The organism is Amycolatopsis acidicola, assembly GCF_007713735.2.
GTDB classification, from domain to species: domain Bacteria; phylum Actinomycetota; class Actinomycetes; order Mycobacteriales; family Pseudonocardiaceae; genus Amycolatopsis_E; species Amycolatopsis_E acidicola.
The window spans coordinates 17,606-33,262 of record NZ_VMNW02000051.1 but is presented as its reverse complement, the minus strand read 5'-3'; the positions used below and the strand labels follow the sequence as shown (position 1 = coordinate 33,262).

At 71.1% G+C, this 15,657-nt stretch carries 18 protein-coding genes; 12 read left to right on the top strand and 6 right to left on the bottom strand.

What is annotated here, in order from left to right; translation table 11 throughout:
* Nucleotides 1-2: 2 nt before the first annotated feature.
* Genes FPZ12_RS28205 through FPZ12_RS28195 form a run of 3 tightly spaced genes read right to left on the bottom strand, consistent with a single transcriptional unit; the run spans nt 3 to nt 2,044 of the window.
* Nucleotides 3-1,091: an acyl-CoA dehydrogenase family protein gene (locus FPZ12_RS28205; protein WP_144751569.1), complete on the bottom strand. Its 1,089-nt coding sequence runs from the start codon at nt 1,089-1,091 to the stop codon at nt 3-5.
* Entirely contained in the window at nt 1,088-1,510 is a 423-nt protein-coding gene (locus tag FPZ12_RS28200) for a nuclear transport factor 2 family protein (protein ID WP_144751566.1), read from the bottom strand. The genes FPZ12_RS28205 and FPZ12_RS28200 overlap by 4 nt, the downstream gene beginning before the upstream one ends.
* A 3-nt stretch (nt 1,511-1,513) precedes the next feature.
* Entirely contained in the window at nt 1,514-2,044 is a 531-nt protein-coding gene (locus tag FPZ12_RS28195) for a carboxymuconolactone decarboxylase family protein (protein WP_144751563.1), read from the bottom strand.
* Between the two features lie 230 nt (nt 2,045-2,274).
* Here FPZ12_RS28195 and FPZ12_RS28190 point away from each other — a divergent pair, with 230 nt between their 5' ends.
* From FPZ12_RS28190 to FPZ12_RS28165, 5 genes are all read left to right on the top strand, one after another.
* Nucleotides 2,275-2,592 (top strand): hypothetical protein, encoded by a 318-nt coding sequence (locus tag FPZ12_RS28190; protein ID WP_144751560.1) that lies wholly within the window; start codon nt 2,275-2,277, stop codon nt 2,590-2,592.
* Nucleotides 2,593-2,603: 11 nt separating this feature from the next.
* Nucleotides 2,604-3,905, top strand: a complete 1,302-nt coding sequence (locus tag FPZ12_RS28185; protein WP_144751557.1) for an amidohydrolase family protein — start codon at nt 2,604-2,606, stop codon at nt 3,903-3,905.
* Nucleotides 3,906-3,969: 64 nt separating this feature from the next.
* Complete coding sequence (locus tag FPZ12_RS28180; protein WP_144751555.1) at nt 3,970-5,136, top strand: acyl-CoA dehydrogenase family protein; 1,167 nt, start codon at nt 3,970-3,972, stop codon at nt 5,134-5,136.
* Between the two features lie 394 nt (nt 5,137-5,530).
* Nucleotides 5,531-6,724 (top strand): CaiB/BaiF CoA transferase family protein, encoded by a 1,194-nt coding sequence (locus FPZ12_RS28170; RefSeq protein WP_144751552.1) that lies wholly within the window; start codon nt 5,531-5,533, stop codon nt 6,722-6,724.
* Nucleotides 6,725-6,734: 10 nt separating this feature from the next.
* A complete protein-coding gene (locus FPZ12_RS28165; protein ID WP_144751549.1) occupies nt 6,735-7,883 on the top strand; it encodes an acyl-CoA dehydrogenase family protein in 1,149 nt (382 codons plus the stop codon).
* Here the strand turns inward: FPZ12_RS28165 and FPZ12_RS28160 are convergent.
* The gene (locus tag FPZ12_RS28160) at nt 7,858-8,412 is read right to left on the bottom strand and encodes a hypothetical protein (RefSeq protein ID WP_144751546.1); all 555 of its coding nucleotides are present in this window, start codon (nt 8,410-8,412) and stop codon (nt 7,858-7,860) included. The genes FPZ12_RS28165 and FPZ12_RS28160 overlap by 26 nt on opposite strands.
* 151 nt (nt 8,413-8,563) lie before the next feature.
* Here FPZ12_RS28160 and FPZ12_RS28155 point away from each other — a divergent pair, with 151 nt between their 5' ends.
* From FPZ12_RS28155 to FPZ12_RS28145, 3 genes are all read left to right on the top strand, one after another.
* Nucleotides 8,564-9,508, top strand: a complete 945-nt coding sequence (locus FPZ12_RS28155; protein ID WP_144751544.1) for an alpha/beta hydrolase — start codon at nt 8,564-8,566, stop codon at nt 9,506-9,508.
* A 74-nt stretch (nt 9,509-9,582) separates the two neighbouring features.
* A complete protein-coding gene (locus tag FPZ12_RS28150; protein ID WP_144751539.1) occupies nt 9,583-9,975 on the top strand; it encodes a DUF7144 family membrane protein in 393 nt (130 codons plus the stop codon).
* A complete protein-coding gene (locus FPZ12_RS28145) occupies nt 9,969-10,424 on the top strand; it encodes a DUF7144 family membrane protein (RefSeq protein WP_144751536.1) in 456 nt (151 codons plus the stop codon). The genes FPZ12_RS28150 and FPZ12_RS28145 overlap by 7 nt, the downstream gene beginning before the upstream one ends.
* Here the strand turns inward: FPZ12_RS28145 and FPZ12_RS45750 are convergent.
* Nucleotides 10,421-10,579, bottom strand: coding sequence for a DUF1059 domain-containing protein (locus FPZ12_RS45750; protein WP_166462936.1), 159 nt, complete (start codon nt 10,577-10,579; stop codon nt 10,421-10,423). The genes FPZ12_RS28145 and FPZ12_RS45750 overlap by 4 nt on opposite strands.
* 211 nt (nt 10,580-10,790) lie before the next feature.
* Here FPZ12_RS45750 and FPZ12_RS28140 point away from each other — a divergent pair, with 211 nt between their 5' ends.
* The gene (locus tag FPZ12_RS28140; protein WP_144751533.1) at nt 10,791-11,438 is read left to right on the top strand and encodes a phosphate signaling complex PhoU family protein; all 648 of its coding nucleotides are present in this window, start codon (nt 10,791-10,793) and stop codon (nt 11,436-11,438) included.
* A gap of 15 nt (nt 11,439-11,453) precedes the next feature.
* On the opposite strand, the gene FPZ12_RS28135 is transcribed toward FPZ12_RS28140, so the two are convergent.
* On the bottom strand, nt 11,454-12,383 hold the full coding sequence (locus FPZ12_RS28135) for a LysR family transcriptional regulator (RefSeq protein ID WP_144751530.1): 930 nt from the start codon (nt 12,381-12,383) through the stop codon (nt 11,454-11,456).
* Nucleotides 12,384-12,491: 108 nt separating this feature from the next.
* Between FPZ12_RS28135 and FPZ12_RS28130 the strand changes: the two genes are divergently transcribed.
* The 3 genes from FPZ12_RS28130 to FPZ12_RS28120 all read left to right on the top strand — a co-directional run bounded on the left by FPZ12_RS28130 (nt 12,492) and on the right by FPZ12_RS28120 (nt 15,656).
* Nucleotides 12,492-13,643 (top strand): acyl-CoA dehydrogenase family protein, encoded by a 1,152-nt coding sequence (locus FPZ12_RS28130; RefSeq protein ID WP_144751527.1) that lies wholly within the window; start codon nt 12,492-12,494, stop codon nt 13,641-13,643.
* A gap of 2 nt (nt 13,644-13,645) precedes the next feature.
* Complete coding sequence (locus FPZ12_RS28125; protein WP_144751524.1) at nt 13,646-14,791, top strand: CaiB/BaiF CoA transferase family protein; 1,146 nt, start codon at nt 13,646-13,648, stop codon at nt 14,789-14,791.
* Nucleotides 14,792-14,879: 88 nt separating this feature from the next.
* A complete protein-coding gene (locus FPZ12_RS28120) occupies nt 14,880-15,656 on the top strand; it encodes an IclR family transcriptional regulator (protein ID WP_208026041.1) in 777 nt (258 codons plus the stop codon).
* Nucleotide 15,657: the final 1 nt, after the last annotated feature.

Sequence of the window (15,657 nt, the reverse complement as noted above, 5' to 3'; positions counted from 1 at the left end):
GGCTACTCCTTCCCGAGCCCGAGCAGCCGGCGCGCGATGATGTTGCGCTGGATCTCGGCCGTGCCGCCGTAGATGGTGGCCGCGCGCGAGTACAGGAACTCCGCCCGCCACGCGGAATCGTCGAGTTCGATCACGCCGGGCAGCAGGTCGCGCGCGGTGTCGAACAGCCGCTGCTCAGCCGTCGCGAGCAACACCTTGTCCACGGACGTCTCCGGGCCGAGCCGCGCGCCCTCGCCCAGGCGCCGCTGTGTCGCGTGCGAGCGGCAGCGGATGGTGTGCAGGGCAAGGAAAGCCGAGCCGAGCGCCGCGTCGTCGGCGGAACCGGTCTGCGCGACCAGGCGGTCCAGGCGGGTATACAGGTGCGCGATCCGGTGCCAGAAGCACGTGGAGCGTTCGTGCGGGAGCAGGTCCATCGCCACCCGCCAGCCGTCGCCGGGGCCACCGAGGATCCGGTCGCCGGGCACCACGACGTCGTCGAAGAACACCTCGCAGAACTCGTCCCGCCCGTGCATGGTGCGCAACGGCCGCACGGTGATCCCGGGCGAGTCCATGTCCGCGAAGAACGCCGTGATCCCGCCGTGCCCGGGCGCCGTCCGCGCCAGCAGCACGCACCGGGCGGAGAACTGCGCCAGGCTGGTCCAGACCTTCTGCCCGTGCACGACCCAGTCGTCACCCCGTGGGCGCGCCTGTGTGGTGAGCGACGCGAGGTCGCTGCCCGAGCCCGGTTCGGAAAAGCCCTGGCACCACTGTTCCGAACCGTTCAGCAGGCGGGGCACCATCTCCGCGGCGAGCGCGGGCGGCGCGTACGAGAGCATCGTCGGCGCCAGGACTTCGACCATCGAGTAGATCCCCGGGTCGGCCAGGTCCCGGCTGGTGACCTCCTCGCCGAGGACGGCGCGGAGCACGGCCGGCCCGCCGAGCCCGCCGACTTCCGCGGGCCAGCCGTAGCGCATCCACCCGGCGTCGAACAGGGCGCGGCGTACGCGCGCCAGCTGCGCGACCTCTTCCGCGAAGCCGGGCATCGGGCCGGGGGAGAGGTCGTGCTCGGCGAGCCAGGCGCGCAGTCCGGCCCGGAACTCCGCGACGTTCATGCCCGGGGCTGGTAGGCGTGCGGGCGGCCGGAGTCGTGCGCGCCGCTGCGGCGGATGAACGTCATCGCCCGCGTCGCCAGCCGCCACCCGTTTTCGGTGCGGCGGTAGGTGTCGCGGTAATAGCCGATGCGCATGTCGTGCGTGGCGTGGTCGACGAAGCACAGCGGCTGGGTGCCGGTCGCGTCGTCGCCGTCCAGCTCGATGGCCGGGGTCCCGGTGAGGAACAGGCCCTTCGGCGCGGCGTCGACCATCGCCGGGAACTCCGAAAGCGGGTACCTGTCGCCGAAAGCGCTGTAAGTGCCGTCGGGGGTGAAAACCGCGAGCAGCCCGTCGATGTCGCCCTGGGTGATGGTCACCGCGTAGCGGGCGAGCAGCTGCTGGATCTCCACCAGGTCGTCGGTGCGGGAAGGTCCGGGCATGCCTTACGCCTCCTCGTCGGCTTCGATGCCGAAGGTGTTGAACGCCATGGCCATCAGGCAGTAGCCGCCGATGGTGAACACGAGGTCCATCCGCTGCCGCTCGTCGAGGTGCTCGCCGAGCGCGGCCCACGTCTTGTCCGACAGCGTCGAGGTCTCGTCCAGCTCGTCGACGGCGGCGAGCACCGTCTCCTCGAACGGATCGGCCGAACGCCCTTCGCTCGCCGCCGCGACCTCCGCGCGGGAAATTCCCAGCCGGGCCGCGAACCGGGCGTGGTGCACCCATTCGTAAGCGCACGAACGCCGCCGGGCCACCCGCAGGACGGTCAGCTCGCGCAGCCGGGGCGGCAGCGTCGAATGCGTCATCAGGTAGGTGCTGAACCGGAAGAACACTTTCGCGAGATCGGGATGGCGGACGACGGTCGACAGCGCGGGGCCCGCGCCTTCAGGGTCCTGGCGCTCCCGCGGCACGAGCCCGGCCAGCGCCGCGCGGGTCCGGTCGTCCCATTCGTGGGCCGGCAGCGGGGGCAGCCGCATCAGAGGTCCTCCTGAGCGAGAATTACATTCTCAAATACTGAAGGCAAGATTTACACGCCGGTCGGCGGGCGTCAACTCCCCGGCCTCGCGGGACGGCCGGCCGGGTGCGTCCGGTCGCGGGTAAAGGTTGATTCTCGCTGGAGGAGAAGATAGTTTCCCAATGGTGAGAGCACCTGCCGGGTGGCGCAGCGTGCCCGGGGAACGGCCACCGCCGCGAAGGGATGTCGAGTATGAGCTCATCAGCACCGGCCCTGCGTCCCGGCGACCAGCTGGCCAGCACGGTGTGCGCCACGCGGGTGGTCGTCGTGCGGGCACCCGCCGGGGCGGGCCCCGCGCTGGCCTGCGGCGGCAGCCCGATGGTGCCCGCGAACTCCGCGAGACCCCGCCCGGCCGCGTCCGGGGAACCGGTGACGCTGCTCGGAAAACGCTACGTCGACGCCGCCGGCACGCTCGAGCTGCTCTGCACCTCGGCCGGCACCGGGGAGCTGAGCTGCGACGGCGAGCCGATGACCCTCAAGACCGCGAAACCGCTGCCCGCATCGGACTAGAAGGGAATTCCATGAAGCGCGAAGACATGATCCTGATCAGCGTCGACGACCACATCATCGAGCCGCCCGACATGTTCGTGAACCACCTGCCCGAGCGCTACCGCGCCGACGCCCCGCAGCTGGTGCACCAGGACGACGGCACGGACGTCTGGAAGTTCCGCGACACCGTGATCCCGAACGCGGCGCTCAACGCGGTGGCGGGCCGTCCCAAGGAGGAGTACGGGATGGAGCCGCAGGGCCTGGACGAGATCCGCCCCGGCTGCTGGGACGTGCACGAGCGGGTCAAGGACATGAACGCCGGCGGGATGCTCGCGTCGATGAACTTCCCGTCGTTCCCCGGTTTCGCGGCGCGGCTGTTCGCGACCGAGGACCCGGAGTTCTCCGTGTCACTGGTGCGCGCCTACAACGACTGGCACATCGACGAGTGGTGCGGCGCGTACCCCGGCCGCTTCATCCCGATGGCGCTGCCGGTGATCTGGGACGCCGAGGCCTGCGCCGACGAGGTGCGGCGGGTGGCGAAGAAGGGCTGCCATTCGCTGACGTTCAGCGAAAACCCCGCGGCGATGGGCTATCCGAGCTTCCACGACGAGTACTGGACCCCGTTGTGGCGCGCGCTGGTGGAGACGGACACCGTGCTCAATGTCCACATCGGATCGTCCGGGCGGCTCTCGATCCCGGCGGTGGACTCGCCGCCGGACGTGATGATCACCCTGCAGCCGCTGAACCTCGTGCAGGCGGCCGCGGACCTGCTGTGGTCCAAGCCGGTCAAGGACTACCCGGACCTGAAGATCGCGCTGTCGGAGGGCGGCACCGGGTGGATCCCGTACTTCCTGGAGCGGGTGGACCGCACGTTCGAGATGCACGCGACGTGGACGCTGCAGGACTTCGGCGGCAAGCGGCCCAGCGAGGTGTTCCGCGAGCACTTCCTGACCTGCTTCATCTCCGACCCGCTCGGCGTTAAGCTGCGCCACGAGATCGGCATCGACAACATCTGCTGGGAGGCGGACTACCCGCACAGCGACTCGATGTGGCCGGGCGCGCCGGAGGAGCTGGGCGCGGTACTCGACCGCGAGCAGGTGCCCGACGACGAGATCGACAAGATGACCCACGAGAACGCCATGCGCTGGTACTCCTTCGACCCGTTCAGCCACATCCCGAAGGAGCAGGCCACCGTCGGCGCGCTGCGCCGGGCCGCGGCCGGGCACGACGTGTCGATCCAGGCGCGCAGCCACCGGACCATCGCGCCTTCGGAGAAACTGGAGGGATACCGCCAGCGCGCGCGCCGCGCCGTGGCCGCCGCTGCCGGCAAGTGACTGTCCGGACGGATGCCGTGCGGCGCGCCCGCGCGGCATCCCGCTGTGCGTGGAGGTGCCCGGAGTGGACTTCGAGCTGACCGAGGACCAGCAGGTCATCCGCAAGGCCGTCGCGGAACTGGCCGGCCGGTTCGGCGACCGGTACTGGATGGAGCGCGACCAGGCGCACGAGTTCCCCGCGGAGTTCTACGACGCCATCGCCCACGGCGGCTGGCTGGGCATCACCATCCCGGAGGCCTACGGCGGGCACGGGATGGGCATCACCGAGGCGAGCCTGGTGCTGGAGGAGGTGGCGCGCTCGGGCGGCGGGATGAACGCGGCCACCGCGATCCACCTGTCCATCTTCGGGATGCAGCCCGTGGTGGTGCACGGGTCCGAGGAGCTGAAACGGCGGACCCTGCCGCGCGTGGCGACGGGGGAGCTGCACGTGTGCTTCGGCGTGACCGAGCCCGGCGCCGGGCTGGACACCTCCCGCATCACCACGTTCGCCCGCCGCGACGGTGACCACTACGTCGTGAACGGGCGGAAGGTGTGGATCTCCAAGGCCATGGAGTCGGAGAAGATCCTCCTGCTGACCCGCACCGCGAAACGCGAGGACGTGGCGAAGCCGACCGACGGGATGACGCTGTTCCTCACCGACCTCGACCGCGCGCACGTGGACATCCGGCCCATCCCGAAACTCGGCCGCAACGCCGTGAGCTCCAACGAGCTGTTCATCGACGACCTGCGCGTACCCGTCGAGGACCGCGTCGGCGAGGAGGGGCAGGGGTTCCGGTATCTGCTCGACGGGCTGAACCCGGAGCGGATGCTGATCGCCGCCGAGGCACTGGGCATCGGGCGGGTGGCGCTGGAGAAGGCCGTCCGCTACGCCGGGGAGCGCACGGTGTTCGACCGGCCGATCGGGATGAACCAGGGCATCCAGTTCCCGCTCGCGGACTCGCTGGCGCACCTCGACGCCGCGGAACTGGTGCTGCGCAAGGCAACCTGGCTCTACGACCACGGGCGGCCGTGCGGACGCGAAGCAAACACGGCGAAGTACCTGTGCGCCGACGCGGGTTTCACCGCCGCGGACCGCGCGCTGCAGACCCACGGCGGCATGGGCTACGCCGAGGAATACCACGTGGCCCGCTATTTCCGGGAAGCGCGCGTGATGCGGATCGCCCCGGTCAGCCAGGAGATGGTGCTGAACTACCTGGGCTCGCACACCCTCGGCATGCCGAGGAGCTACTGATGCCCGCCACCGGCCCCCCGCGCGTGTTTGCCCCTCCCGCGGGCGTGTTTGCCCCTCCCGCGGGCGTGTTTGCCCGTCCCGCTGGTGTGTTGGCGGCTCGCGCGGGTGTGTTGGTCGATCCGGCGGGCGTGTTGGCGGCTCGCGTCGGTGTGTTCGCCCGTCCCGCGGGTGTGTTGGCCGGTCCCGCTGGCGTGGTTGCCGCTCCCGCGGGTGTGTTTGCCCGTCCCGCTGGTGTGTTGGTTGTCCGCGGGGCCGCCTTCGCGACGCGGCGGCCAACTCGTGCACCGGGGCGGCCAACTCGTGCACCGGGGCGGCCAACTCGTGCACCGGGGCGGCCAACACGTCGACGGGGGTGGCCAACTTGCGCTCGTCGGGGCCGGGGCGAGGTGCGGCGATGACCGGCGGCCCGCTGGCCGGGGTGACGGTGGTGAGCCTGGAGCAGGCGGTGTCGGCGCCGATCTGCAGCCGGGTGCTCGGCGACTTCGGGGCGCGGGTGATCAAGGTCGAGAACCCGCGCGGCGGCGATTTCGCCCGGCACTACGACGACGTCGTGGGCGGGCTGGCCGCGCATTTCGTGTGGTGCAACCGCGGCAAGGAGTCGGTCACCCTGGACCTGAAGACCGAAGCGGGACTCGCCGTGCTGCACCGGCTGCTGGCGCGGGCGGACGTGCTCGTGTCGAACCTGGCGCCCGGCACCACGGCGAAACTCGGGCTCACTCCGCCGGATCTCGCGGAACGGCACCCGTCGCTGATCGCGGTGGAGATCGACGGATACGGGCCGGGCGGGCCGCTCTCGCACAAGCGCGCGTACGACCTGCTGGTGCAGGCGGAATCGGGCGCGTGCGCGATCACCGGTGGCCCCGGCGCTCCGGCGAAGCCCGGCCCGCCGATGGCCGACGTGACCACGGGCCTGTACGCGGCACTGTCCATTGTGTCCCTGCTGTACGCGAATCAGCGCACGCCGGTGGCGGTGAGCCTGTTCGACACGATGACCGACCTGATGGGGTACGCGCTCACCTACACCCAGCATTCCGGCGTGGACCAGGAACCGCGCGGGATGGGCTCGCCCGCGGTCGCCCCCTATGGCGCGTACCGGACTTCCGACGGGCAGACGGTCGTGCTGGGCACGACGAACGACCGCGAATGGCAACGGTACGCACGGGAATTGCTGGAGCGGCCGGACCTCGCCGACGACGCCCGTTTCCTCGCCAACTCCGGCCGGGTCCGCCATGCGGCGCTGCTCGACGAGGAGATCGCGGCGTGGTGCGCCCGGCACACCCTCGCGGACGTGCAGTCGCGCGCGGACGCGGCCGGGATCGGCAACTCCCGCTTCAACCGCCCCAGCGAGGTGGTCGCGCATCCGCACCTGGCGGCGCGCGGGCGCTGGGGCAAGATCGAAACCCCGGCCGGGCCGGTGCCCGCGCTCAAACCGCCGCCCGTGATCGCCGGGTTCGACCCGCCGATGGGCCCGGTCCCCGCGCTGGGCGAGCACACCGACGGCGTGCTCGGGGAACTGGGCTTCGGCGCGGCCGAAATCGCCGCGTTGCGGGAACAGGGCGCGACGGGGACGGACCGCGCAGCGAGCTGAGGGAGACACCGTGCGCCGAGACATCTTCACCCCCGACCACGAGGCATTCCGGGAGTCCGTAAGGGATTTCATCGGCAACGAGGTCGTACCTCATTACGCCGACTGGGAAAAGGCCGGCCGGCTTCCGCGCGAGATCTTCGGGAAGCTCGGCTCACTCGGCGTGCTCGGCATGGCGATCCCGGAGGAGTACGGGGGAGCGGGGCTGAGCGACTACCGCTACAACGTCGTGCTGCAGGAGGAAGCGGCCCGCGCGCTGGTCACGCTCGGCACGGTGCGCACGCAGCTCGACGTGATCCTGCCGTATTTTCTGGCCTATGCCACCGAAGAACAGCGCGGCCGGTGGCTGCCCGGGATGGCCGCGGGCAAGCTGCTGACGGCGATCGCGATGACCGAACCCGGCACCGGGTCCGATCTCGCCGGAATCCGCACCACGGCGGTGCGCGACGGGGACGCTTACGTCCTCAACGGGGCGAAGACGTTCATCACCGGCGGGCTGCTCGCGGACCTCGTCATCGGGGTCGCCCGCACCTCGTCCGACCCCGGCGACCGGCGTGCCGGGCTGACGCTGCTGGTCGTCGAGGACGGCATGGCGGGGTTCACGCGCGGGCGCGTGCTGGACAAGATCGGGATCAAGGCGCAGGACACCGTGGAGCTCGCGTTCGACGACGTGCGCGTGCCGGTGGCGAACCGGCTCGGCGAGGAGGGCGAGGCGTTCAAGTATCTGGGCCACAACCTGCCCCAGGAACGGATGACGGTGGCGGTCGGCTCGGTCGCGCAGGCCGGTGCCGCCATCGCGACGACGGTCGATTACGTCAAGCAGCGCAAGGCTTTCGGCACCCCGGTCGCCACCTTCCAGAACACGAAGTTCGAGCTGGCCGCGATGGCCGCCGAGGTCGAAGCCGCCCAGGCGATGCTCGACCGCGCGGTGCTGGAGCTCGTCGACGGCAGGCTCTCCGGCGCCGACGCCGCGAAGGTGAAGCTGTTCTGCACCGAAACGCAGGGCCGCGTCGTGGACCGCTGCCTGCAGCTGTTCGGCGGCTACGGGTACATGGCCGAGTTCCCGATCGCGCGGTTGTACACCGACGCCAGGGTGGCCCGCATCTACGCCGGTACGAGCGAGGTGATGAAGGTGATCATCGCGAAGTCACTGGGGCTGTGAGCGCCCGCCGCGCCGGGGCGGTCGCGATCGCCTGGGCGGCTCCGGCGGCGACGAGGGTCGCGTTGCGGGATGGGCGGTGGGAGCGCCGGTTGTGCAGGGACAGCACGCCGAGCACCTCCCCGCCGAGCGACAGCGGATAGGACGCGACATCGCGCGGGAAGCGGTGGGCCGGCGGGGAAAGCCCCCGGTACGCGACGACGCGCAAGGTGCCGTCGTGCGGATCGAGCAGCCGCAGGTCACAGGCGGTGGCGTCGGTCGCGGCGAGCGCGGCGCCGAGGATCGCCTCCAGCCGGGTGGGCAGATCCGCGATCGCGAGGAACACGGCGTCGAACAGCACCGCGGCGTGGTCCCCGGCGCGCAGGCGGGCCTCCTCCAGCAGCGACCGCCGGGCGTCGCGGACCTCCGCGTCGATCAGGTGCTGGTCGCGGTCCGCGCGGACCCGGGTCCACTGCTCCAGCGCGGACTCCCGTTGCGCCACCGCCTTCCGGCGCAGGCGGTGCAACGTTTCGGCCGACAGCTCGTGCACCACGTCGATGCTCCCCGCGGGAGTGAGGCGTTGTCCAGCCGGTGGGAAACGCCGCGGCGGCGATATCGTCGTCGCGAACCTGCGGAGAGGAGTTCGGGGACATGGCCGAGAAGGTCCACAATGGACACAGGGCGACGGGTTGCGCGGTGGGCGCATGAGTTTCGAGGTGGATCCGGACTTGTCGCGCGTGCTCGCCGCGCGCGCGGCGGAGGCCGCCGGGACCAAGGTGCCCGCTCGCGGTGACGTGCTGGGCTTGCGGGCGCTGATCGACGAGAACACGCCCAAGTCGGTCGGCTCGGCCCCGTACGCGCCCGACGTCGGGACCCGGGTTTTCGACGTTCCCGCCGGAGACGCCCGGATTCCGGTGCGCTGGTACGAACGCCGGGGATCGTCGCCCGGCTCCGCGGTCGTCTACCTCCACGGCGGCGGCATGATCGCCGGGACGCTGGACGACTTCGAACCACTCGCGCGCCACTACGCGCAGCTCACCGGGGTGCCGTTCCTGCTGGTGGGATACCGGCTCGCGCCGGAGCACCCCGGCACGATCCCCGCCGAGGACGCCTTCGCGGCGCTGGCTTGGCTCTCCGGGCACGCCGCGGAGCTGGGCGTCGACCCCGCCCGGATCGCGGTCATGGGTGACAGCGGAGGCGGGGGTGTCGGGGCGGGCGCGGTGATCCTGGCCCGGGAGAGGGGTGTCGCGGTGGCGCGGCAGATCCTGATCTACCCGATGCTCGACGACCGCACCGTCGACCCGGACCGGTACCTCGCGCCGATGCCGACCTGGAGCTACGACAACAACTTCACCTGCTGGGACGCCGTCCTGGGCGGCGAACGCGGCGGGCCCGGCGTCTCCCCGGTCGCCGCGCCGGCGAGGCTGACCGATTTCGCCGGCCTCCCACCGGCCTTCGTCGAGGTCGGCGAGCTCGACATCTTCCGGGACGAGTCGATCGCCTACGCCTCCGGTCTGCTGCTGGCGGGGATCTCGTGCGAACTGCACGTCCACCCGGGCTGCCCGCACGGCTACGACTGGCTCGACCACCGATCGGCGGTCAGCAGGCGATCGGTCGAGAGTCGGGTCCGGGTGATCTCCGCGCTGTGAACGGCACCGCTCACCCATGACGGGCGATGCCTCGTGCGGGCGGAGGAGCACACGCTGGCTCCCCGGGAGGTGTCATGACCGAGACGAGCCAGGGTGCGGTCGCGCGCACCGGCAGTGTGCGGTTCTGCGCGATCATGCTGGTGGTGTCCGGGCTGTGCCAGGGCATCGCGGGCGTCACCGCGCTCGTGCGGGGCGACTTCTACGTCGAGGTGTCCGGTGACCTGGTCGGGCTCAGCCTGCCCGGCTGGGGCTGGGTGCACGTCGTGGTGGCGGTGCTGCTGGTACTCACCGGCATCGGCATGTCCGGTGCCCGGCGGTGGGCGCAGACCGCCGCGCTCGTCATCGCGGGGCTGAGCCTGCTGGGCAGTTTCCTGTTCCTGCCGTGGTTCCCGTGGTGGTCGGTCGTGATCATCGGGCTGGACGTGCTCGTGCTGTGGGCGCTGGCGAGAGTGCAGGCCGGGTGGTGACGCCCAAGGCGCCGTTGCGCGGCTTCAGCCACCGGCACGAGGGCGTCGCCCGGCGGGGCGGGCAGCTCGCCGGGATCCTGCTCGTCGTCACCGGCGTGCTGCACCTGGCGGTCGGCCTGACCGCGATCCGGCAGCCCGCGTTCTTCGCGCCCAAGCGGGACCAGCTGATCGACCCCGGCGCCGTCGGCTGGGGGTGGACGCACACCGCGCTCGCCGTCCTGCTGGTGATCGTCGGCGCCGGCGTCCTGGCGAAGCGTGTCTGGGCCTACGGCGCCGGGGTGCTGCTCGTGGTGCTCAGCATCCTGGCGAACTTCCTGTTCCTGGCGTACTACCCGGTGTGGTCGCTGCTGATCATCGCACTGGACCTGCTGCTGGTGTGGTCGCTGCTGCGGGAACTCGATGTCCGCACGACGGTGCGCGGTGACGATGCGGGGAACCGGGTGGGTTAACCCTGCCGCGCCCGCGCCAGCAGCTCGTCGCGGCTGATCTTGCCGACCAGCTCGGGATGGTCGGCCTCGACGTGCCGTTCGGCGTTGTCGGCCACCTCTTCGGTGTTCTCGCCCCGTACCTCGGTGCCGCACTCGCAGTTGATGACGTAGGACATGGCTCGCTCCGAACGAAACAAGGGAAATGGTCGCGTTCCCGGCTGAGGCTAGGCCCGCCGGGCCGGGCGCCGCGAGATGCCGAAAGTAATCACTTCGCGCGCCCCGGACCGTGTCGCGGGGCTCTTCGAAGCCGCCACTGTCCAACCTCGACGGTGGGTACTGTCCTGATCGGACTTCTCGCCCGCACCGCGAGGATCTAGGCTGCTGGTCGTGAGAGAAGCGTTTCAAGGTGAGCTGGCCCGCCTGGGCACCGCGCTCCGTGACATGGCTCTGTTCGCCGCCGACGCTATGCGCGACGCCACCACGGCGTTGCTCACCGCGGACCTCGACCTGGCGCAACAGGTTCTCGGCCGTGACGCGCGGCTCGACGTCCTGCGGGACGAGTCCGAAGAGCAGGCCCACACCCTGCTCGCCCTGCAGGCCCCCGTCGCCGGTGATCTTCGCGTTGTGCTGGCGGCGGTGCACTGCGCGGAGAAGCTCGAGCGCATGGGCGACCTGGCCGCGCACGTCGCGGGCACCACCCGGATCGCCCATCCCGGGCGGGTGGTTCCGGCCGAGCTGGAGGACTCCTTCGTCGAGCTGGGCAAGATCACCACCGGCATGGCCGACCGGGTCGCGGAGTTCATCACCGAACCGGCCGAGGGCGTGTTCCCCGACCTCGAGCGCACCGACGAGTCCGTCGACGAGGTGCACGCCAGGGTCCTCGCGCGGATCACCGGCCCCGAGTGGTCGCACGGGGCCGCCTCGGCCTCGACGCTCGCGTTGGTCGCCCGGTTCTACGAACGGTTCGGGGACCAGGCGGTCTCGGTGGCCCGGCGAGTGGAGTACGCCGCGACCGGAAGCCTGCCCCGCGGCTGACAACGCGGAACTCCGCTACGAAGCCAGGTCGGCGGACGGCCATCGTCCTTTGTGGACGGCGTGCCGGACCTGGCGGGTGAGCTCCCTGGCGACGGCGTCGACCGCGGGCGGGACGCGCCCGGTCCGGGGCATGGCGAGCACGATGGAGCGCCACACCTCGGGTTCGCCGAGCGGCGCCGCGCTCAGCACGCCCGCGGTCACGTCGTCGGCGATCCCGCACGCGGGCAGGATGGTCCAGCCGTGCCCGGCCAGCACCAGCTGTTTCTGCAGGAACATGGAGTTCGTCTGCACCCCGCCCGTCAGGTCCGTCCCGGCCTCGCGGGCGGCGGCCTCGATCACGATGCGCAGACCGTGGCCCGCGGCCGGCATGACGAACGGCTGCCCGGCGAGCGTGCCGAACGGAACCGGCTTCCCCGGCCGGAGTTTCGCCGACGCCGGGGCGACGGCCCACAGCTGCTCCCGCACGAGTGGCGTGACGTTGAGCGAGGGTGAGCCGGTGAGGTTGTAGAGCAGGCTCAGGTCGAGATCGCCGTCGTCGAGCCAGCGTTGCAGGTGACCCGAGTACGCGGTCTGCACGCGCAGCTCGATTCCGGGATGGTCGCGCAGGATCGCGGCGACCAGGGGTTCGGCGATGAGGACGGCGGTGCTTTCGAGCAGGCCGAGCGAAACGATGCCGGTGACCACGCCGGGCTCGGGGGCCAGTTCGGCGCGGGCGCGGTCGAGTTCGGTCAGCGCGCGGCGGGCCCGTTCGGCGAGGCTGAGCCCGGCTTCGGTCGGCCGCATCCCCTGGCGGGTGCGGTCGAACAGCGGCACCCCCAGCTCCTGTTCGAGCGTCTTGATCTGCCGGGTGACGGCGGGCTGGACCAGGTGCAGGAGCTCGGCGGCGCGGGTCACGCTGCCGACCTCGACCACGGTCACCAGCGCGGTGAGCTGCTTGACGTCCATCGTGTCCTCGCGTCATCCCGGTCCGGCATGGCCCTATCAGAGATCGTTATTTCACGGACGTAGCCATGATGACCCATGATAGAGGGGCGGCGAAGGAAAGGAAGCGTGATGGATCAGCTCAGCGAGGACGAGGCGGCGATCGCCGGTCTGGTGCGGGAGTGGGTGGACCGCGAGGTCCGGCCGGTGGTGCAGGAGCTGGAGCACGCCAACACGTATCCGGAGAAGCTCATCGAGCAGATGAAGCAGCTGGGGATCTTCGGGCTGGCGATCCCGGAGCCGTGGGGTGAGGCGTCGGTGTCGGCGCAGTGCTACGCCGCGGTCACCGAGGAACTCGCGCGCGGCTGGATGAGCCTGGCCGGCGCGATGGGCGGGCACACCGTCGTGGCGAAACTGCTGGTGACGTTCGGAACCCCGGAGCAGCAGGAGAAGTACCTGCCGCGGATGGCGACGGGCGAGCTGCGGGCGACGATGGCGCTGACCGAGCCGGGCGGCGGGTCGGACCTGCAGGCCATGCGCACCCACGCGCGCCGCGAAGGCGACGAGTTCGTGGTGAACGGGTCGAAGACGTGGATCTCCAACGCCCGCCGGTCCGGCCTGATCGCGCTGCTGTGCAAGACAGACCGCGACGCGAACCCGCCGCACAAGGGCATTTCCGTGCTGCTGGTGGAAAAAGGGCCCGGGTTCGAGGTCTCGCGGGATCTGCCCAAGCTCGGCTACAAGGGCGTGGAGAGCTGCGAGCTGTCCTTCGCCGACTTCCGCGTCCCGGCCTCGGCGGTGCTCGGTGGCGTGGAGGGTAAGGGCTTCTCGCAGATGATGCGGGGGCTGGAGATCGGGCGGATCCAGGTCGCGTGCCGGGCGCTCGGGGTCGGCCGGGCGGCGTTCGAGGACGCGCTGCGGTACGCCCAGGAGCGGGAGACGTTCGGCAAGCCGATCTGGCAGCACCAGTCGGTCGGGAACTACCTGGCGGACATGGGCACCAAACTCGAAGCGGCCCGCCAGCTCGTCCAGTACGCCGCCCGCCGCTACGACTCGGGCGAACGCGCCGACATGGAAGCGGGGATGGCGAAGCTGTTCGCCTCCGAGACGGCGATGGAGATCGCGCTGAACGCGGTGCGCATCCACGGCGGCTACGGCTATTCCACGGAATTCGACGTGGAGCGCTACTTCCGCGACGCGCCGCTGATGATCGTCGGCGAGGGCACCAACGAAATCCAGCGCAACGTCATCGCCAAACAGCTCGTCCAGCGGCACCGGATCTGACCGTGCGGCCACCACTCGACGGGATCACCGTCGTCGCGCTCGAACAGGCCGTCGCCGCGCCGTTCGCCACCCGGCAGCTCGCCGACCTCGGCGCGCGGGTGATCAAGGTGGAACGTCCCGGCGCCGGTGACTTCGCACGCGGCTACGACCACACCGTGCACGGGGAGTCGAGCTACTTCGTGTGGCTCAACCGCGGCAAGGAGAGCGTCGAGCTCGACATCAAGAACCCGGGCGACCGCGCGCTGCTGGACGCGATCATCGGCACGGCGGACGTGTTCGTGCAGAACCTGATCCCCGGCGCGGCCGAGCGGCTCGGGCTCGGCGCCGGGGCAGTGCGCGCGGCGCGGCCGGAGCTGATCCACTGCTCGATCTCCGGGTACGGCGCCGAGGGGCCGTACCGGGCGAAGAAGGCCTACGACCTGCTGGTGCAGTGCGAAACCGGCCTCGTGATGTCCACCGGTACCCCGGATTCCCCGGCGAAGGCGGGCATCTCGATCGCCGACATCGCCACCGGGATGTACGCCTACAGCGGGATCCTGTCCGCGCTGTATGAGCGGGAAAAGACCGGCGAGGGCGCGAGCCTGCACGTCGCGATGATCGACGCGCTGGGGGAGTGGATGAGCCAGCCCGCGTATTTTTCGCGCTACGGCGAGGAACCGCCGCGCCGTACCGGGGCGCGGCACCCGTCGATCGCGCCGTACGGCCCGTACCGCACGGGCGACGGCCAGGTGTTCCTCGCGGTGCAGAACGATCGCGAATGGACAGTCCTGTGCCGCGAGATCCTGCGCCGCCCCGACCTGGTCGAGGATCCGCGCTTCGCGGCCAACCCGGACAGGGTGGCGCACGACGACGAACTCACGCCGATCCTGGAAAGCGCTTTCGCCGGACGCGACGCCGGGCAGGTCGCCGAACTCCTTGACGCCCAAGGAATCGCCAACGCGCGGCTGCGCACACCGGAGGAGCTGACCCGGCATCCGCAGCTGCGGGCGCGGGACAGGTTTCGCCCGGTCGGCACCCCGGGCGGCACGATGTCCGCGCTGCTGCCGCCGATCGACGTCGCGGGCCGCGAGCCCGTGATGGGGCCGGTCCCGGCGCTGGGCGAGCACAACGCCGCGATCCGCGCCGAGTTCGGCCGCGCCGTTTCCTGACGCCGCGGCGCGCGCGTGCCGGGATGCGGGACGGGCGGCCGCCGGAATTGATAGGCTGCGGGCCCGGCAGGCGAGCGAAGGCGTCAACGTGACCGCGACGAACAAGGCGAGCAACAGTGCGATGAACAGCGTGCTGAGCACGCTGCGGGTGCTCGAGGAGGTCGCCGGCCGCCAGCCGATCGGCGTGTCGGAGCTTTCGCGTGTGATGGGCATCCCGAAGAGCTCGGTGCAGCGCTGCCTGGTCACGCTCCAGGAGGCGGGCTGGCTCCGGATCGTGGACCCGGCCCGCTCGCGGTGGGGCGTGACGATGAAGGCCCTCACCGTCGGGTTGCGGGGAGCCGGCGAGGAGGACCTGCGCGAGATCGCCCGGCCGGTGATCAAACGCCTGGCCGCGGAGACGAACGAGACAGTCCACTTCGGACTCCGTGACGGGGACGACCTCGTCGTGATCCTGCGTGAGGACAGCACGCACGCCGTGCGCGTGTTCATCGAGGTCGGCAGGCGGCTGCCGCTGCGGGCCACGTCCGCGGGAGTGGCGATCCTGGCCCGGCTCGACCCGGCCGAGGCCGATGAGGTGCTCAAGCGCGAAGTCCGCGATTTCGACGAGAAACTCCCCAGCGTCCGGGAAGTCCGGAAGGAGATCGCGCGCGCCGCCGAGCGCGGTTACGCGGTCAACATGTCCGACTGGTTCCGCCCGCACGTCGCCTCCCTCGGCGCCGCCGTCACCAACGGCGCCGGGCTGCCCATCGCCGCGATCACGTTGTCCGTCCCGGAGATGCGGTTCGCCGCCTCGAAGGAAAAAGCGCTGGCGCGCCTGGTGATGGCCGGCGCCGAGGAGATCGGCGAGCTGATCGCGGCGGCCTGAG